Origin of the sequence: Streptococcus sp. CF8_St5-17 (assembly GCF_024295665.1) — a bacterium.
In the GTDB taxonomy this organism is placed as follows: domain Bacteria; phylum Bacillota; class Bacilli; order Lactobacillales; family Streptococcaceae; genus Streptococcus.
Genome location: NZ_JANCOU010000002.1, coordinates 103,354 through 119,745, shown reverse-complemented (window position 1 = coordinate 119,745; position 16,392 = coordinate 103,354). Strand labels below are relative to the sequence as shown.

Here is a 16,392-nt window from a genome sequence, read left to right as displayed (position 1 = left end):
TTTAAAGCAAAATTCCCAAAAAAATTGCAAGAAAACCAAGCAAGTAGGTTAATAATAAATAACTATAAAATTCCTTCTTGTCATTGATCAGTCTTTGGAGTTCATCATTCAAAGTTGAGAAAGTAGTCAAACCACCACAAAAACCAGTTGCAAGAATAAGATAGACTTCTTTTGACTCCACATGGTTATAGCATAATCCAATCAAAAAACAACCTAGAAGATTAGCTATGAGTGTTCCTAGTGGTAGCACTGACCCTTGATTATAACGGGAAAAGAAATAACGAACAAGAGCACCCAGTCCACAAGCAAGCGCTAGATAAAATACTACCATTTCTTCCTCCCTAGACAATAAGCTAATAAAAGTCCGCCACCAACGCTCAAAAGCAAATAGGTCACCAAACTAAGGTATCGCCCTGTGTCCAGTAATTTCACAGCATCTAATAGGAGACTAGAAAATGTCGTTAAGCCGCCACAGAATCCTGTTCCAAGCGCTAGAATAGTTCCTTTACTACTTCCCTTATAAACCAGATAACCTTTTACAAGGTAGACAAGGCAAAAAATTCCTAAATAGTTGACTACTAGTGTTCCCCAAGGGAAGTCTGGACTAGATGGCAACCATCTCGAAATCTGAAAACGCACAATTCCTCCCAGCATACCAGCTAGAAAGATTCCTAGAGGGTAAAATTTTTCTTTATTCATTTGATCGTTTTATCCTGATAATCACGTGAGCGTTTGAGAATATCTGAAAAAGTCTCAACAATTGTATCTTCGTATTTTTTATTGCTGACGCGATTTCTGACTTTTTCAAAGATAACTTCTTCTCTTTTGGTATCCAAGATTGGTTTTCCTGTAGACTTTTTATAAGCAACTACACCCTCAACTAGATGCATTCTTTCTTCTAAAAGTTGAACGATTTGGTCATCGATTTGGTCAATTTCTTGTCTAATAATATCTAAATCCATTGAGTCTCCTTCTTTATTTGAATCATTGTGTACAAAGCTACTAAATAGGCAAGTTATTCTCAGGCATATCTAACAAAAAACTGCACTGACATCTATCATCAGTGCAAGTTCATGCTTATCCCACTTTGGCAGCCAATTCTTCTGCAAATTGCTCCAAGCGTTCGATATCTTCATCTTCTGCTGAAAGGTCTACTTTAACGCACTCTGAACCTTTTTCAGCTCCTGTTGTTACAAATACACGATCAAAATCGTCAACAGCTTTACAGAATTCATCGTAGAAAGTATCACCTGAACCAACTACACCATAGATTTTGCCACTTAAGTTGAGGTCTGCTAGGTCTTCGTAGAAGTCCATCATTTCGTCTGGTAATTCTCCATCACCGTAGGTGTAGGTTGCGACAATGGCGATGTCTGCTTCTAAAAAGTCAGAAGCATCAACTGTTGTACACTCATCAACATCGACATCTAATCCACATTCTCTTAATTTATCTGCTACAATATCTGCGATTTCTTCAGTATTACCGGTCATACTGGCAAATACAATTTTTGCTAATGCCATAAGGTCCTCCTCAATTAATCTTTCTCCATTATATCACATCTTTTTCATTTTAAAAATAAAAACTCTTATGCTACAATGAAATGAGAAAGAATTGAGGTTCAATATGGAAATTTGTCACCAAATTTTAGAAAAAATCAAAGCATACGATACTATTATTATTCATCGCCATATGAAACCAGATCCAGATGCCTTGGGTAGTCAGGTAGGATTAAAAGCCTTACTTGAGCATCATTTTCCTGAAAAAACTATCAAAGCAGTGGGTTTTAACGAACCAACCTTAACTTGGCTAGCTGAAATGGATCAAGTAGATGACACAGACTATCAAGATGCCCTTGCCATTATCTGTGACACAGCAAATACAGCTCGTATCGATGACAAACGATATACTCAAGCTGATACCATTATTAAGATTGACCACCATCCAAACGACGAAGTCTACGGTGATCTAGTTTGGGTAGATACTAATTCAAGCAGTGCGAGTGAGATGATTGCTCTCTTTGCTGAAGCAACTAATCTAGTACTATCAGATTACGCTGCTAAAATGCTCTGTGCTGGAATTATTGGCGACACAGGCCGTTTCCTTTTTCCGTCTACTTCTGCACGAACACTTCGAGTAGCAAGTCAACTCAGAGAACACAACTTTGACTACGCCGAATTGACACGTAAAATGGAAACTATGAGCTTTAAGATTGCCAAACTCCAAGGTTATGTTTATGATCACTTAGAAGTTGATGAAAATGGTGCTGCTCGTGTCATTCTTACTCAAGAAATTTTGAAGAAATATGAAGTTACTGATGCAGAAACAGCAGCTATCGTAGGGGCTCCAGGCCGTATCGATACTGTCAGCCTTTGGGGAATCTTTGTGGAGCAAGCTGATGGTCACTACCGCGTACGTCTTCGTAGTAAATTTGTTCCAATCAATGAAGTCGCAAAAGAACATGACGGCGGTGGACATCCACTTGCTAGCGGAGCAAATTCTTATAGTTTAGAAGAGAATGAGCTCATCTACCAAAAATTAAAAAACTTACTGAAAAATAGATAAAAAGTCTTGCCAAACTTATGATAATCTGATAGACTAGTATGGTAACAATCTATGGCTCGCAAAGAGACCATGGCAGAAAGGAAATATTGCAAAATGAAAAAAGATATCCATCCAGAATATCGCCCAGTTGTCTTCATGGACACAACTACTGGTTACAAATTCCTTAGCGGTTCAACAAAACGCTCTAGCGAAACTGTTGAGTTCGAAGGCGAAACTTACCCATTGATCCGTGTGGAAATTTCATCAGACTCACACCCATTCTACACTGGACGTCAAAAGTTCACTCAAGCAGATGGACGCGTGGATCGTTTCAACAAAAAATACGGTCTCAAATAATCAACCGCATCACTTGCATAAGGTTGAACAAAAACAACTTCGATTCGAAGTTGTTTTTTTGTTACTTTCAAATGTAGTTCGACTAGAAATACTAGTTTATCTTCTCCTGCTACTTTCATGCCCCCTATACACAAAAAAAGCCCGTCACGCAAGCTCAAATACTTGATATGACAGGCTTTTTATAAAATCATTATTTAACTGCTTCTTTAAGAGCTTTACCAGCTTTGAATGCTGGAACTTTAGAAGCTTTGATTTTGATTTCTTTACCAGTTTGTGGGTTGCGACCTTTACGAGCTGCACGTTTACGAACTTCGAAGTTACCAAAACCGATCAATTGAACTTTTTCACCAGCTGAAAGGAATTCAGTTACAGCTGCGAATACAGCGTCAACTGCTGCTGCTGAATCTTTCTTAGTCAATTCTGTAGCTTCTGCTACTTTAGCGATCAAATCTTGTTTGTTTGCCATGTTAATGAATCCTCCAAAATTATTTCTAATTAACACTTATAATCATAACCTAAATTTCCTTTTTGGTCAAGTCAAAAACACGTTTTTATTGATTTTTCTCAATTTTTTTAGGAATTATATCGAATTAAGATTGCCCAGGCGTTTTCTCCGGTGTGAGTTTGGATAATTGAGCCCGTTTCAAGGACTGAAATCGGCTTCTCAACATAAGGTTGTAGAACAGCTTTCATCTCATTTGCCCATTCATTTGTACCTGCATAAGAAATACCAATCTCGGCTACTGGTCTATTTGCTAGAGTGGCTACTAACTCATCCAACCATTTCTTAAAGGTTTTGGCACCACGGCCCTTCACAATCGGTTGAAGTTCATGGTCCTTCATTTGCATAACAACTCGAATATTAAGTAAAGAGCTCAGCAAACCAGTAACACGGCCAATGCGACCACCTTTTACTAGATTTTCTAAAGTTGAAACACCGATGTAGAGTTCAGTGTGATTTTTTACGTCCTCTACATGAGTTAGAATAGTTTCAAGGTCTTTTCCTTCTTGAGCTAGTTTAGCAGCTTCCACAACTTGGAACTTCAAGGCCTGATCTGTGAATGAACTATCCAAAACAGTGACATCTGCTGTTGATAGACTTGCTCCTTGACGAGCCGCTTCTACTGTTCCTGATAAAGCATGGGACATGTGAATAGCTAGAACCTGACTACCATCCTTACCCAAATCATCAAAAATTTCTGCAAAGAGTCCAACTGGTGGTTGACTAGTCTTAGGAAGATTTTTACTAGCTTGCATCAAGCGAAGAAATTCTCCTTCTTCAAGATCTGCATCCGAATAAAGGACACTATCAATCATTACTGATAGTGGAACGACAGTAATATCGAATTCTTTGACTACTTCTGGTTCAATAGTAACAGAAGAGTCCGTTACAATTTTTACTTTTGTCATATTTCAAATCTTTCTATTTCATGAATTTTAATTATTCAACTTAACAATATCAATTATATCAAAAAATTATCAAAAATTCATACAATATCTATTTATTTTAAGGGCTTATTCCCTAATTATTTTTAAAAAAGTTTATAAAAAATAACCGCCCCTTTTCAGGCGATTATTATGGATATCTTACATTAAATGATTATATAATTCCTGCATCTGCATATCGTCTGGTACTAAGTGAAGATAAGCTAGGATATATGTTTTTGCCTCTTCTAACTTACCTAGTTCTCTTAATAAATAAATATACTGCTCCAAAAACTCAGGATTGTCCTTGAGTTCTGTTGCAAGGTCCTTATAGAGTTCATAGGCTGCATCCAATTCCTCAGTCTCTTGGTGGCTTCGGGCAATCATCCATTTAGTTAAGAGATTCTCAGGCTCATAAACTTCTAAATCAAGAATATCCTCGTATCTCTCTTGTTCCTGATACATAGTCGCTAAGCGCAATAAAATTTCTTCCTGGTCATCAGCATTCTCTTGAGCTTGTAGTAGATAAGCTTCTGCTTGTTCAGGTTGGTGTAACTCGTAAGATAACTGAGATGCAAGGAGTAAGAGACGGGTTTCAAAAGGATTTTTTGATAATCCTTGTTGCGCTATTTTCAGAGCTTCTTCTGTCTGGTGTTCTTTATGAAGGGCTTGGCTATAGCCGTACTCATATCCTTCAAAATCTGGGGAAATGGTGTCTATTTGTTTAAAGTATAAGACTGCTTTTTGGTAGTCCTCTTGATCAAAATAGAGACTGGCAAGTTCATAGGCTGTTTGGTCATCATATTCTAACTCTAAGGCTTTTTCTAGAAACTCAATAGCAGATTCGAACTTTCCAAGTCTTGCATAAGCAAGACCAATTCTCTGATAAGTCGAAATTCCAGTTTGATCATAGATAGCACGATTATCTAATTGGGCATAGCCCTGAATAGCCTCTAAATCGTTTCCTAACTCGCTATCTAATTCTGCTAGTCCAAATATCAAGAGAGGATCATTAGAGTAGCTACGAGCTTCTAAGAGCTTCTCACGCGCAACATCAGTCAGTCCTTCCATCTGATATAAATCAGCTTTTAAGGCAAGAGCTGATACATACCATTCGCTTTCAGGACCAATATTCTCTAAATAATCAAAGGCTTCCTCAATCAATCCATCCTCACCAGCAATTGCAGCTAGATTGATGTAGACTTCTGGAAATTTCGGTGCTAGTTTCTCATAGATTTGTGCTGCCTGTGGATAGAAACCAATCCCTTCGAGATATGCAGCAAGTTCAAGAAGAACTTCATCTGAATCTTCCTCTATTGCTTTTTGAAAATAGGAATCTGCTTTGGGCAAATCTTGTTGTTCTAAAGCCTCGAGCATTTGTTGACTATTGTTCACGATTAGTCTCCTCTACTGGTTCATAAAGTCCACTAATTTCTTTGTACCAATCAAAAATAGCTGAAATCACTACTTTTGCAGAAGCGTAGATTGGAATCCCTAGCAATACACCCCAAATACCAAACATGGATCCTGAAGTTAATAGAACAAAAAGAATTGTGATTGGGTGAATATTCAATTGGCTTCCTAAAATCAATGGTGATACAAAGCGTCCTTCAATGGTTTGCTCAACAATAAAGACGATAATAACTTTTAAGAGCATGACAGGACCTGCAATGAGAGCCAACACAAGGGCTGGAAGCATAGCAAGGAAGCTTCCAAGATAAGGCACAAGGTTCAATACACCTGCAGTAACACCGAGCGCTACTGCATATCGAAGCCCAATTATCTTAAAGAAGATAATAAACATGATAGCTACGATTACAGCGACTGTAATTTGTCCTCTAACGTAATTAGCAAGTTGTTGGTTCACATCTGATAGAACCTTACCTACTGGTTCTCTTAATTTATTTGGTAAAAACTGAGTGATATAGTCTCTTAGCCCTTTACCGTCTCGAAGGAGGTAAAAGAGCATAAATGGCATGATAATTAGAGCAACAATCACTTGTGACGTTCCACTAATAAGAGCACTCACCCAGTTGACAGCTTTAGAAGAAATATTACTTGCCCATGCAGTTGCCTGAGTTGAAAATTGCGCTAAAACCTGTTCCAGTTGAGGTCTAAAGTCATCTGGCAAACGCTTGGTTACAAGGTCATCAATAACTCTATCAGCATCTTCGAGATAACTTGGGACATTTTGCGCAAAAATTACTACTTGACGTTGAAGGTTTGGAATTGCAACAGCTAGACCAATAATCAAGAGTACGGCAATAATGACGAAGATAATACTAATGGCTAAGACGCGGTTAATCTTGTACTTCTCCATCAAATCTACTAGTGGATTCAAGAGATAGAAAAGTAGTCCCGATAAAATAACCGGCAACATGACTACTGATAAAAAGTCTATAACAGGGATAAATAAAAAGCTGATTTTACTGAGAATAAAAATATTCAGACCTAGTAACAAGGCCACCAAAAATACAGTAACAGCCTTATTATCTAAAAACCATTTAAAAAACCAAGATAAGGTAAAGTGTTTCTCTTTTTGTTCCATTTTTTCTTCCTTTCCTTTGTCCTAACATTATACCATGTTTTAAGAAAAATAAGGGGTTTTTATAGTGTTTTAAAAAAGGATAAATTTAGCTTTTTGTCAAGAGTCCAGGACCGTTTTATGAATTAGAATTTTCATCTAGTAGACCTTTTTATGTTATAATTGAAGTATATTTTTTTAGAGGTATGAATATGAAAGAAACAGTCTATTTTGGAACTTATACACGCCGTATTTCCCAAGGGATTTACAAGGCAGATTTTGATACTGAGACAGTCAAGCTAGCAAATTTAAAACTCTTTGCAGCAGAACCAAGTCCAACCTATTTGGCCTTTGATCAAGACCAACATTTATACACTGTAGGAAGCCATGATGGTAAAGGTGGTATCGCAGCATACAAGACTGATGGTAGTCTCCTTAATCATGTCGTTGAAGAAGGTGCTCCTCACTGTTACGTTGCAGTTGATGAGAAGCGTAGTCTAGTCTATGGCGCAAACTACCATAAAGGACAAGTGCTAGTCTATAAACGAAAAGAAGATGGCAGTCTTGAATTAGCTGATATTGACCAACATACCGGCCATGGTCCACATGAAAACCAAACTTCTCCTCACGTACACTACACAGATTTAACACCAGACCAATATTTAGTAACTTGTGACTTAGGTACTGACCAAGTTACTACCTACGATGTCAGTCCAGAAGGACAATTAAAGAAATTAGCAAGCTACAATTCTAATCCTGGTGCTGGAGCTCGCCACCTTGTTTTCCACCACCACTACAAGATTGCTTATCTCATTTGTGAACTCAATAGTACGATTGAAGTATTGATTTACGATGGTGTCGGAGAATTTGAACAAATGCAGGTCATTTCAACCTTACCAGATGACTATGATGGTTTCAATGGAACTGCCGCTATTCGTCTCTCAAAAGATGGTAAATTCCTCTACGCTTCTAACCGAGGACATGATTCTATTGCTGTCTATAGCGTTTTAGCAGATGGTAGCTTGGAGTTATTAGAGATTGTTCCAACGCATGGGAAAAATCCACGTGATTTTGATTTATCACCTGACCAGGAGTTCCTTATCGCTGTTCACCAGGATTCTGATAATGCGACTGTCTTTAAGCGCAATCCTGAGACTGGTAGACTGGCAGAACTCTCTAATGAATTTCATGTTCCTGAAGCAGTCTGTATTAGTTTCAATAAATAGGGCATAAAAAAATGAACTTGATTTAACAAGCTCATTTTTTATTTTATAATTTATTTCCGACATTGATACGGTTAATAGCACGTTGCAATGCAATTTTAGCACGGCGCTCTTGATCAATTAAGTGTTTGTCTTGTGCTTCTTCGATTTCACGTTCTGCACGAAGTTTAGCACGTTCTGCACGACTAACATCAATATCGCGCGCACGTTCAGCTGAGTCAGCAATAATGGTAATGACATTATTAGCAATCTCAATGATTCCTCCGTTTACCGCAATCCAGTTCACATGAGTATCATCATCGATGCGTTTAACCTTTACTTCATCAACTGCTAGAACCGCAATCATATTTTCATGTCGTGGCAAGATCCCCATCTCACCATCCAGAGTTCGTACCGATACAAAGCTGGCATGGTGATCATAGACGAGGCCATCTGGTGTCACGATCTGGACAGTTAAATGTGCCATAGATCACCTCTTAAAATCCCATTTTTTCAGCCTTAGCAATAACATCTTCGATTGAACCTACTCCACGGAAGGCATCTTCTGGCAAATGATCGTATTTACCGTCAAGAATTTCCTTGAAGCCACGAACAGTTTCAGCTACTGGAACATAAGATCCTGGTTGACCAGTAAACTGTTCTGCAACGTTGAAGTTTTGTGACAAGAAGAACTGAATACGGCGTGCACGAGCAACCAAAGTCTTTTCTTCGTCAGAAAGCTCATCCATACCAAGGATGGCGATGATATCTTGCAACTCATGATAACGTTGAAGCACACGTTTCACTTCAGCAGCTACTGCATAGTGCTCTTCTCCAACAATTTCAGGTGCCAAGGCACGTGAGCTTGAAGCAAGTGGGTCAACGGCTGGGTAAATCCCCAATTGAACCAATTTACGTTCCAAGTTAGTTGTTGAGTCCAAGTGAGCAAAAGCTGTTGCTGGCGCTGGGTCAGTATAGTCATCCGCTGGCACATAGATAGCCTGGATAGAGGTTACAGACCCCTTCTTAGTTGAAGTGATACGTTCTTGCAATTGACCCATTTCTGTTGCGAGGGTTGGTTGATAACCAACGGCTGAAGGCATACGACCCAAAAGGGCAGATACTTCTGAACCAGCTTGTGTGAAACGGAAAATGTTGTCAATGAAGAGAAGAACGTCTTGACCTTCTACATCACGGAAGTATTCAGCGATTGTCAAACCAGTAAGAGCAACACGCATACGCGCTCCTGGTGGCTCATTCATCTGACCAAATACCATGGCTGTTTTTTCGATAACGCCTGATTCTTTCATTTCCCAGTAAAGGTCATTCCCTTCACGAGTACGTTCCCCAACACCAGTAAATACTGAGATCCCACCGTGTTCTTGGGCAATGTTGTGAATCAATTCTTGGATCAATACGGTCTTACCAACTCCGGCACCACCGAAGAGTCCGACCTTACCACCTTTAAGGTAAGGGGCAAGAAGGTCGATAACCTTTATCCCAGTTTCTAGAATTTCTGAAGAGGTAGACAATTCATCAAAAGTTGGTGCTTTTTTATGAATTGGCTGACGCTCTGCATCTTCACCAAAAGGAGCTTCCAAGTCAATGGTATCTCCCAAAACGTTGAAGACACGTCCTAGAGTTTCTTTCCCAACTGGTACTGAGATTGGACGGCCTGTGTCCAATACTTCCAAACCACGGGTCAAGCCATCAGTTGATTCCATAGCGATGGTACGAATCATACCATCTCCCAATTCCAAGGCTACTTCAAGGACGATTTTTGTTTTTCTTTCGTCATTTTTGTAGACGACAAGTGCATTATTAATCTCTGGTAGTTTCTCACCTGCTGCAAACATGACGTCTACAACGGGACCGATAACCTGAGCAATTTTACCTGAACTCATCTACTTCTCCTATTCTGTATAAGATACTATCGGTTCCTAGTATGACTAGGTCCTAAGTTCATTTCTCTGAGCAATATTGCTTTATTCTAAAGCACTAGCTCCTGCTACGATTTCTGTAATTTCTTGTGTAATCGCCGCCTGTCTGGCACGGTTATACTGGATAGTCAAATCATTGATAACTTTTTTAGCATTATCTGTAGCTGTTTGCATAGCCGTCATCCCTGCCGCATTTTCAGCTGTCTTGGCATCAATTATGGCACCGTAAATCATACTTTCTGCAAACTGTGGCAATAGTTGATCCAAGATTTCTTCACGACTTGTTTCAAGCTCAAATGTCAAGCTGTAGTTATCATCTGCTTCATTTGGGTCCAAGTCGACAATTGGAAGCATCTGCTCCACACGCATTTGACTTGTCAGTGTATTCACGTGGTGGTTGTAACAAACATAGAGCTCATCGAAAAGTTCATTTTGATACATTTCAATGGTTTTTGAAATAATCTTATGAACTTCATCGAAGCTTGGTTGACTGGCTAGACCACGCAATTCATAAATTGGCTGAATACCACGAGCTTTAAAGAAGTCTGCTCCCATACCACCGATACAGATGACTTCGAAATCATCACCTGAAGGATGGTATTCTTGTTGAAGTTCCATGACTGCCTTCAAGATTGAAGAGTTATAGCCTCCAACAAGACCTCGGTCAGATGTAATGACGATATAGCCTGTTTTTTTGACAGGGCGACTAATCAACATTGGATTTGTTGATCCGCCAGCACCATCTCCGTGAAGGATGTCTGTAAGGAGTTTACGGACTTTTTGAGCATAAATCTGGAAGTTGCGTGCAGCTTCTTCAGAACGACCTAACTTGGCTGCAGAAACCATCTGCATGGCGTTAGTAATTTGACTAGTATTTTTCGTTGAGGCGATTTTTGTTTTAATATCATTTAGAGATACTGCCATCTGACACCTCTATTCTTATTGGAAGCTGGATTGGTTGAGAAACTCAGTAATCGCAGCATCCAAGACTGCTTCTTCTGGCAAGTCTTTTGTTTCACGAATAGTTTCCAAAATCTCTGGATGTTGCGCATCAAAGAAGACATGGAATTCTTCCTCAAAACGAACAATATCATCAACTGATATAGTATCCAAGAATCCATGAGTTAAGGCATACAGAATGGTCACTTGTTTCTCAACAGGTAGTGGTTTATGAACTGGTTGTTTCAATACTTCTACAGTACGACGACCACGGTTCAATTTAGCCTGAGTAGCAGCATCCAAGTCTGAACCAAACTTAGTGAAGGCTTCCAACTCTCGGTATGAAGCAAGGTCGATACGAAGAGTACCAGCAACCTTCTTCATGGCTTTAATCTGAGCTGAACCACCAACACGAGATACAGAAGAACCCGCATCAATAGCTGGACGAATACCCGCATTAAAGAGACTATCACTTAGGAAGATTTGTCCATCAGTAATAGAGATTACGTTTGTCGCGATATAGGCTGAGATATCTCCTGCTTGGGTCTCGATAAATGGAAGAGCCGTGATAGATCCACCGCCAAGCTCATCAGATACTTTTGCAGAACGCTCAAGTAGACGGCTGTGAAGGTAGAAGACATCCCCTGGGAAGGCCTCACGACCTGGTGGACGACGGAGCAAGAGAGAAAGTTCACGATAAGCTACCGCTTGTTTAGATAGGTCATCATAAACAATCAACACATGCTTCCCTTGGTACATGAACTCTTCTGCCATAGCAACCCCTGCATAAGGAGCAAGGAATAGCAATGGAGAAGGTTGTGAAGCGGAGGCTGTCACAACGATTGTGTAATCCAAGGCACCGTACTGACGAAGTGTTTCTACTTGTGTACGAACTGTTGATTCTTTTTGTCCAATCGCTACATAGATACAAATCATATCTTGACCTTTTTGGTTCAAGATAGCGTCAATAGCGATAGTTGTCTTCCCTGTTTGACGGTCACCAATGATCAACTCACGTTGCCCACGACCGATTGGAACAAGGGCGTCAATAGCTTTCAAACCTGTTTGCAATGGTTCTGAGACAGACTTACGTTGCATGACACCAGGAGCTGGTGCTTCAACAGGACGAGTCTTATCTGTGTTGATTGGACCCAAACCATCCACTGGACGACCTAGGGGATCGACAACACGCCCAATCAAGCTATCACCAACTGGAACTTCCATGATTTTACCCGTACGACGAATTGTATCGCCTTCACGGATATCTGTAAAGTCCCCAAGGATGATAATACCGACATCTGTTGATTCCAAGTTTTGCGCCATACCATAAGAGCCATTTTCAAAAATCAACAGCTCACCGCTCATGGCATTTTCAAGACCATGAGCACGGGCAATCCCGTCACCGATATAGGTTACAACACCTGTTTCAGTCACATCAAAATTGGGTTTGAAATTTTCAATTTGTTGCTTAATTAAAGCGCTGATTTCTTGTGCGTTAATTGCCAAAAGAACACCACTTTCTATTTCAAATTTTCCTTAACAACTTTAAGTTGTTGTTTAATACTCACATCAATTGTCTTGTAATTGGCAAAAATAACAAAACCACCGATTAAACTATCGTCAATTTTTTCCTTAATGCTACGAACTTTTAGAGACATCTTTTTCTCGATGAGAGGAATTAGTCGTTCTTTCTGTTCACCAGTCAAAGGATGTGCAGACAAAATAGTCACTTCAAAACGATTGGTTTCTTTTTCAAGACGATTCAAGCAATCTACAATCACATCATAAAACAGGTTTGATCTGTGATTGTAAAGTAGAACCTCGATAAAGTTTTGCACTAAAGGTGACACAGAGTCCTGGAAAAAACGAACCGTTTTTTCTTTATCCGACTCATCTACTGCCACCTGAGCTAAAAAAGAAGGTAAGCCTGTTTCTTCAGCTACTTGCTTGATTTGAGACAAGTCTGAAAAAATAGAGTCTTCTTCTCCTTTTTCAATCACCAATTGGACAAAAGGCATGCTGTATTTTTCAATTACCTTTAGAGTCTTTTTGTCCATTAAGCTTCTCCTAGCTGATCGATATACTGATCAATGAGTTCTTTATGGGCCTGACTGTCAAGGTTTTTAGAGAGAATTTTCTCAGCTAGACTGATTGTCAAGTCTGCCACATCTCCCTTAACACTTTGTAAAGCCTCAGCTTTATTTTGAGCAATTTCTTGGTTGGCTTTTTCTTTTAAGCGCCCTGCTTCAAGTTTAGCTTCGGCTAAAATATCGGCTCTACTTTTCTCAGCAGTTCCCTTTGCATTCTCGATAATCGTTTTAGCTTCGGTACGGCTACCTGCTAACTCAGCTTCACGTTTGCTAGCTAGTTCCTCAGCCTTTTTACGGGCTCCCTCGGCACCATCAATATCTGAAGAAATCTTTTCAGCACGTTCATCTAAGATGCTGGAAATATTTCCCCAAGCATATTTCTTCACTAAAAAGATCAATAAAAGGAAGGAACCAGCGATAAGAATAAAGTCACCGATAATGGTACTAATAGTTAAATCCATCTTCTAATCCTCCTCTACTTACTCTTCCCCTTCGTTTATTTTTTTACCAATGTACATTGATGACAACATGGTAAATACATAAGCCTGAATACATGAAATGAAAATTGAAAAGGCTGTCCATAACATGTTTGCGATAAAGGCAAAAGGATACCAATACAAAGCATTTTGTGACAAGGCCAATAGCAATCCAGCTAAGACCTCACCGGCAAAAATATTTCCGTAGATCCGAATCGCCAAGGAAGCAAAATTGGTGAACTCTTCTAAAATGTTCATCGGAGTCATAAAGCCAGGTGTAACAAATGCTTTCAAATATTCTTTAACGCCTCTACGACGAACTCCTTCTACATGAGCGATCAAAGTGATCAATAATGAGAGGGATAAATCGTATCCAAGGTTAGCTGTTGGGGAAGTCCACAAGTTATAACCGTTTGTTGTTTGTACTTTTGCCATTAAGCCAATATTGTTGGCTACCAAGATAAACAGAAATAGAGAAAACAGAAACAAGGAATAGTCCTTGATGTATGATTCTCCAATGTTTGGTTTGGTAAAACCAATCACAAAGTCATAAATCATCTCAAGAGCATTTTGTTTGCCCTTTGGACGGATGGTCATTTTTCGACTTGCCCAGTAGACAAAGGCAAAAACCATCAAAACAGTTACAAGAGACATGGCAAGCAGGGTCAAATCAAAGGATATTGGTCCAATATTAACGGTTGGATTCAAACTTTCTTCCATGGTTTGACACCTCCATTTCTAAATAGAGTTGTCTATTTAATGACAAATGACATCGCTAGGGTTACAAAGAATGTTCCTTCGATAAAGGCAATCCCCATGATCATCAAACTACGCAATTGAGGGATGATATCTGGTTGGCGTGCTGCAGATTTGAACAAACCGTTCATCAAAAATCCTTCTGCAAGAGATACACCCATACAGGCAAGACATAGACCGAAAAATGTTAAATTCATGACGAATTCTCCTTTTTTAAATTAAATTTACCTCCCTAGTTTAGTCCTAAAATTTGCTTTTGTCAACTTTTTACTAGTAATGAAAGCGTTTCGAATCATTTATTTCTAATTTTACGATTTTCAAGACAATTATATAGAAAATTTTATTGTCTTTTCATACCACTTTCGCTACCTTTCCTTGTTTTCTGAAAATAAAAAAAACGAGTTTTACAACTCGGATTTGTCAGTTCTTATCTGAAATAAATTGAGTAATGATTTTGACAAGCTGGATTAAATGCAGCATTACAAAATGGACAAGTGCCCGTCTCTGTATACTCCTCATACGTTAGTGTTTTCCCACAGGATCCACATAAGACAGGTCTATCCTCTTTCAGATTTAAAGGATAGGGAGAAAATATGTGCGACTCCAGTTCATTATGACACTGATAACAGGCATAGTATTTCTGACACTCATAGCACTGAAGTGCTACAATATCCTTATCACTATGGTAATGAACACATCTGCTTTCATGATCTACTAGTAAGCCCTGAGCTTGAACCATTCTTTTTCCTTATCTAGGCACGAACTGTGACGCTTGTCCCATCTTCTTTATAGAGATTGATGAGACCTTCTTTCAAAGCACGTACCATGTCACCAGCTTGAACAGGTTGAGGAACCTTGATAGTCAAAAGTTCCATTGGATTTGGTGCACGATCGATTTTATTTCCTTTAGCATCGTGAAGGTCTTCTATATAAGTCTCAAAATGACGGAAACCTGGACCGTAGAATTCAACTTGGTCACCTTCGTTGATAACATTACGTTGACGAATAGTTGCTGTTTGAGTTGCAGCATCATATGCTACTACTTCAGCAACAAACTTGTATTCTGGGATCTTTCGACGAGCGCCGAACAGTTGTTCATTTTCAGATGGTGTCCCATAGTAGAAACCTGTAGCCAATTCACGTTGGGCAACCTTCCACATTTCATCAATCAAGTCTTGCTTAATAGCTTCAAACTTTTCAGGGCTCTCAAGATAGGCATCAACAGCAGCCTTGTAGCAGTTTGTTACTGTTGAAACATAGTGGATAGACTTCATACGGCCCTCAATCTTAAGACTGTCCACACCATTTTCAATCATATCTGGGATATGGTCAATCATAGACATATCAACCGCAGACATAGAGAATTCTTCAGGAATTTCTCCCTTGAGACTCTTACGTTCCTTACCGAACGGCATATCGTAAAGGTCATATTTCCAACGACAAGATTGTGAACATCCACCACGGTTGGCGTCACGCATGCTCATATGGTTAGAAAGAGTACAACGACCAGAGTATGAGATACACATAGCTCCATGAACGAAGGCTTCAATCTCAACATCGGTACGTTTGCGAATCTCTGCCAATTCTTCCATAGAAACCTCACGCGCCAAAACGACACGAGTCAAGCCAAGTTCTTTCCAGAATTCTAGGGTTTCGTAGTTAGTCGCACTTGCTTGTGTTGAAAGGTGGATTTCAAGCCCTGGTGCTTCTGTTGCTGCAATCATGATCAAGGCTGGATCTGATACGATAACCGCTGCAATCCCAATATCACGTAATTTACGGAACCATTCGCCGGCCCCTTCTTCGTTTCCTTCGTGCATGACCATATTAGCAGCCACATATACCTTAGCTCCATACTTAGCCGCGAACTGTACTCCTTCTTCCATTTGTTCGAAAGTAAAGTTCCCTGCACGGCTACGAAGACCATAGGCCTGACCACCGATAAAGACAGCATCTGCTCCATATTGAACAGCTACTTTTAGTTTTTCAAGTGTTCCTGCAGGTGATAGAACCTCAGGACGTTTCAAAGTTTTTGTCATGTTTTCTCCTATTTGCAATATAAAAGTTTGACACTAATCTTTACCATTTTATAGCAAAAAGGTTCTAAAATCAAGTTTTGATTGATTGTTTAGACAATTTTA

At 39.4% G+C, this 16,392-nt stretch carries 21 protein-coding genes; 3 read left to right on the top strand and 18 right to left on the bottom strand.

What is annotated here, in order from left to right:
* Position 1: 1 nt before the first annotated feature.
* The 4 genes from crcB (NMM19_RS02925) to NMM19_RS02910 form a co-directional block, all read right to left on the bottom strand.
* Positions 2 to 331, bottom strand: a complete 330-nt coding sequence (crcB, locus tag NMM19_RS02925) for a fluoride efflux transporter CrcB (RefSeq protein ID WP_254729884.1) — start codon at positions 329 to 331, stop codon at positions 2 to 4.
* Positions 325 to 699 (bottom strand): fluoride efflux transporter CrcB, encoded by a 375-nt coding sequence (gene crcB / locus NMM19_RS02920; RefSeq protein WP_254729882.1) that lies wholly within the window; start codon positions 697 to 699, stop codon positions 325 to 327. Before crcB (NMM19_RS02920) ends, crcB (NMM19_RS02925) begins: the two co-directional genes overlap by 7 nt.
* Positions 696 to 962: a chorismate mutase gene (locus NMM19_RS02915; RefSeq protein ID WP_254729880.1), complete on the bottom strand. Its 267-nt coding sequence runs from the start codon at positions 960 to 962 to the stop codon at positions 696 to 698. The genes crcB (NMM19_RS02920) and NMM19_RS02915 overlap by 4 nt, the downstream gene beginning before the upstream one ends.
* A 115-nt stretch (positions 963 to 1,077) precedes the next feature.
* Positions 1,078 to 1,521 carry a flavodoxin gene (locus tag NMM19_RS02910; RefSeq protein ID WP_254729878.1) on the bottom strand — a complete coding sequence of 148 codons (444 nt, stop codon included), beginning with the start codon at positions 1,519 to 1,521 and terminating at the stop codon, positions 1,078 to 1,080.
* A 103-nt stretch (positions 1,522 to 1,624) separates the two neighbouring features.
* On the opposite strand from NMM19_RS02910, the gene NMM19_RS02905 reads away from it, so the two are divergent.
* Together NMM19_RS02905 and NMM19_RS02900 are read left to right on the top strand one after the other, a co-directional pair.
* The gene (locus tag NMM19_RS02905) at positions 1,625 to 2,563 is read left to right on the top strand and encodes a bifunctional oligoribonuclease/PAP phosphatase NrnA (protein WP_254729876.1); all 939 of its coding nucleotides are present in this window, start codon (positions 1,625 to 1,627) and stop codon (positions 2,561 to 2,563) included.
* A gap of 93 nt (positions 2,564 to 2,656) precedes the next feature.
* Positions 2,657 to 2,899, top strand: coding sequence for a type B 50S ribosomal protein L31 (locus tag NMM19_RS02900; RefSeq protein WP_004253349.1), 243 nt, complete (start codon positions 2,657 to 2,659; stop codon positions 2,897 to 2,899).
* Between the two features lie 190 nt (positions 2,900 to 3,089).
* On the opposite strand, the gene NMM19_RS02895 is transcribed toward NMM19_RS02900, so the two are convergent.
* The 4 genes from NMM19_RS02895 to NMM19_RS02880 form a co-directional block, all read right to left on the bottom strand.
* On the bottom strand, positions 3,090 to 3,365 hold the full coding sequence (locus tag NMM19_RS02895) for an HU family DNA-binding protein (RefSeq protein WP_004253345.1): 276 nt from the start codon (positions 3,363 to 3,365) through the stop codon (positions 3,090 to 3,092).
* A gap of 107 nt (positions 3,366 to 3,472) precedes the next feature.
* On the bottom strand, positions 3,473 to 4,309 hold the full coding sequence (locus NMM19_RS02890) for a DegV family protein (protein ID WP_254729874.1): 837 nt from the start codon (positions 4,307 to 4,309) through the stop codon (positions 3,473 to 3,475).
* Between the two features lie 177 nt (positions 4,310 to 4,486).
* Positions 4,487 to 5,719: a tetratricopeptide repeat protein gene (locus tag NMM19_RS02885; protein ID WP_254729872.1), complete on the bottom strand. Its 1,233-nt coding sequence runs from the start codon at positions 5,717 to 5,719 to the stop codon at positions 4,487 to 4,489.
* Entirely contained in the window at positions 5,709 to 6,872 is a 1,164-nt protein-coding gene (locus NMM19_RS02880) for an AI-2E family transporter (protein ID WP_254729870.1), read from the bottom strand. The genes NMM19_RS02885 and NMM19_RS02880 overlap by 11 nt, the downstream gene beginning before the upstream one ends.
* A 188-nt stretch (positions 6,873 to 7,060) precedes the next feature.
* Here NMM19_RS02880 and NMM19_RS02875 point away from each other — a divergent pair, with 188 nt between their 5' ends.
* Entirely contained in the window at positions 7,061 to 8,074 is a 1,014-nt protein-coding gene (locus tag NMM19_RS02875; RefSeq protein ID WP_254729868.1) for a lactonase family protein, read from the top strand.
* Between the two features lie 43 nt (positions 8,075 to 8,117).
* Here the strand turns inward: NMM19_RS02875 and NMM19_RS02870 are convergent, their stop codons facing one another.
* The 10 genes from NMM19_RS02870 to NMM19_RS02825 form a co-directional block, all read right to left on the bottom strand.
* Positions 8,118 to 8,537, bottom strand: coding sequence for a F0F1 ATP synthase subunit epsilon (locus NMM19_RS02870; RefSeq protein WP_006148659.1), 420 nt, complete (start codon positions 8,535 to 8,537; stop codon positions 8,118 to 8,120).
* A 10-nt stretch (positions 8,538 to 8,547) separates the two neighbouring features.
* Positions 8,548 to 9,954: a F0F1 ATP synthase subunit beta gene (atpD, locus tag NMM19_RS02865; protein WP_036757320.1), complete on the bottom strand. Its 1,407-nt coding sequence runs from the start codon at positions 9,952 to 9,954 to the stop codon at positions 8,548 to 8,550.
* An 81-nt stretch (positions 9,955 to 10,035) separates the two neighbouring features.
* On the bottom strand, positions 10,036 to 10,914 hold the full coding sequence (locus NMM19_RS02860) for a F0F1 ATP synthase subunit gamma (protein ID WP_178894906.1): 879 nt from the start codon (positions 10,912 to 10,914) through the stop codon (positions 10,036 to 10,038).
* Positions 10,915 to 10,929: 15 nt separating this feature from the next.
* Positions 10,930 to 12,435: a F0F1 ATP synthase subunit alpha gene (gene atpA, locus NMM19_RS02855; protein ID WP_254729866.1), complete on the bottom strand. Its 1,506-nt coding sequence runs from the start codon at positions 12,433 to 12,435 to the stop codon at positions 10,930 to 10,932.
* Between the two features lie 14 nt (positions 12,436 to 12,449).
* On the bottom strand, positions 12,450 to 12,986 hold the full coding sequence (locus tag NMM19_RS02850; RefSeq protein ID WP_254729864.1) for a F0F1 ATP synthase subunit delta: 537 nt from the start codon (positions 12,984 to 12,986) through the stop codon (positions 12,450 to 12,452).
* On the bottom strand, positions 12,986 to 13,480 hold the full coding sequence (gene atpF, locus NMM19_RS02845; protein ID WP_254729863.1) for a F0F1 ATP synthase subunit B: 495 nt from the start codon (positions 13,478 to 13,480) through the stop codon (positions 12,986 to 12,988). The genes NMM19_RS02850 and atpF overlap by 1 nt, the downstream gene beginning before the upstream one ends.
* 18 nt (positions 13,481 to 13,498) lie before the next feature.
* The gene (gene atpB / locus NMM19_RS02840; protein WP_049495745.1) at positions 13,499 to 14,215 is read right to left on the bottom strand and encodes a F0F1 ATP synthase subunit A; all 717 of its coding nucleotides are present in this window, start codon (positions 14,213 to 14,215) and stop codon (positions 13,499 to 13,501) included.
* Positions 14,216 to 14,247: 32 nt separating this feature from the next.
* Positions 14,248 to 14,448: a F0F1 ATP synthase subunit C gene (locus NMM19_RS02835; protein ID WP_001054551.1), complete on the bottom strand. Its 201-nt coding sequence runs from the start codon at positions 14,446 to 14,448 to the stop codon at positions 14,248 to 14,250.
* A gap of 230 nt (positions 14,449 to 14,678) precedes the next feature.
* Positions 14,679 to 14,990, bottom strand: a complete 312-nt coding sequence (locus NMM19_RS02830) for a CHY zinc finger protein (protein ID WP_049495748.1) — start codon at positions 14,988 to 14,990, stop codon at positions 14,679 to 14,681.
* 13 nt (positions 14,991 to 15,003) lie between these two features.
* Positions 15,004 to 16,290, bottom strand: a complete 1,287-nt coding sequence (locus NMM19_RS02825) for a U32 family peptidase (protein WP_070461022.1) — start codon at positions 16,288 to 16,290, stop codon at positions 15,004 to 15,006.
* Between the last annotated feature and the right edge of the window lie 102 nt (positions 16,291 to 16,392).

Coding starts and splice junctions, on each gene's coding strand:
- crcB (WP_254729884.1), bottom strand. CDS start 331: ATGGTAGTATTTTATCTAGCGCTTGCTTGTGGACTGGGTGCTCTTGTT.
- crcB (WP_254729882.1), bottom strand. CDS start 699: ATGAATAAAGAAAAATTTTACCCTCTAGGAATCTTTCTAGCTGGTATG.
- NMM19_RS02915 (WP_254729880.1), bottom strand. CDS start 962: ATGGATTTAGATATTATTAGACAAGAAATTGACCAAATCGATGACCAA.
- NMM19_RS02910 (WP_254729878.1), bottom strand. CDS start 1,521: ATGGCATTAGCAAAAATTGTATTTGCCAGTATGACCGGTAATACTGAA.
- NMM19_RS02905 (WP_254729876.1), top strand. CDS start 1,625: ATGGAAATTTGTCACCAAATTTTAGAAAAAATCAAAGCATACGATACT.
- NMM19_RS02900 (WP_004253349.1), top strand. CDS start 2,657: ATGAAAAAAGATATCCATCCAGAATATCGCCCAGTTGTCTTCATGGAC.
- NMM19_RS02895 (WP_004253345.1), bottom strand. CDS start 3,365: ATGGCAAACAAACAAGATTTGATCGCTAAAGTAGCAGAAGCTACAGAA.
- NMM19_RS02890 (WP_254729874.1), bottom strand. CDS start 4,309: ATGACAAAAGTAAAAATTGTAACGGACTCTTCTGTTACTATTGAACCA.
- NMM19_RS02880 (WP_254729870.1), bottom strand. CDS start 6,872: ATGGAACAAAAAGAGAAACACTTTACCTTATCTTGGTTTTTTAAATGG.
- NMM19_RS02875 (WP_254729868.1), top strand. CDS start 7,061: ATGAAAGAAACAGTCTATTTTGGAACTTATACACGCCGTATTTCCCAA.
- NMM19_RS02870 (WP_006148659.1), bottom strand. CDS start 8,537: ATGGCACATTTAACTGTCCAGATCGTGACACCAGATGGCCTCGTCTAT.
- atpD (WP_036757320.1), bottom strand. CDS start 9,954: ATGAGTTCAGGTAAAATTGCTCAGGTTATCGGTCCCGTTGTAGACGTC.
- NMM19_RS02860 (WP_178894906.1), bottom strand. CDS start 10,914: ATGGCAGTATCTCTAAATGATATTAAAACAAAAATCGCCTCAACGAAA.
- NMM19_RS02850 (WP_254729864.1), bottom strand. CDS start 12,986: ATGGACAAAAAGACTCTAAAGGTAATTGAAAAATACAGCATGCCTTTT.
- atpF (WP_254729863.1), bottom strand. CDS start 13,480: ATGGATTTAACTATTAGTACCATTATCGGTGACTTTATTCTTATCGCT.
- atpB (WP_049495745.1), bottom strand. CDS start 14,215: ATGGAAGAAAGTTTGAATCCAACCGTTAATATTGGACCAATATCCTTT.
- NMM19_RS02835 (WP_001054551.1), bottom strand. CDS start 14,448: ATGAATTTAACATTTTTCGGTCTATGTCTTGCCTGTATGGGTGTATCT.
- NMM19_RS02830 (WP_049495748.1), bottom strand. CDS start 14,990: ATGGTTCAAGCTCAGGGCTTACTAGTAGATCATGAAAGCAGATGTGTT.
- NMM19_RS02825 (WP_070461022.1), bottom strand. CDS start 16,290: ATGACAAAAACTTTGAAACGTCCTGAGGTTCTATCACCTGCAGGAACA.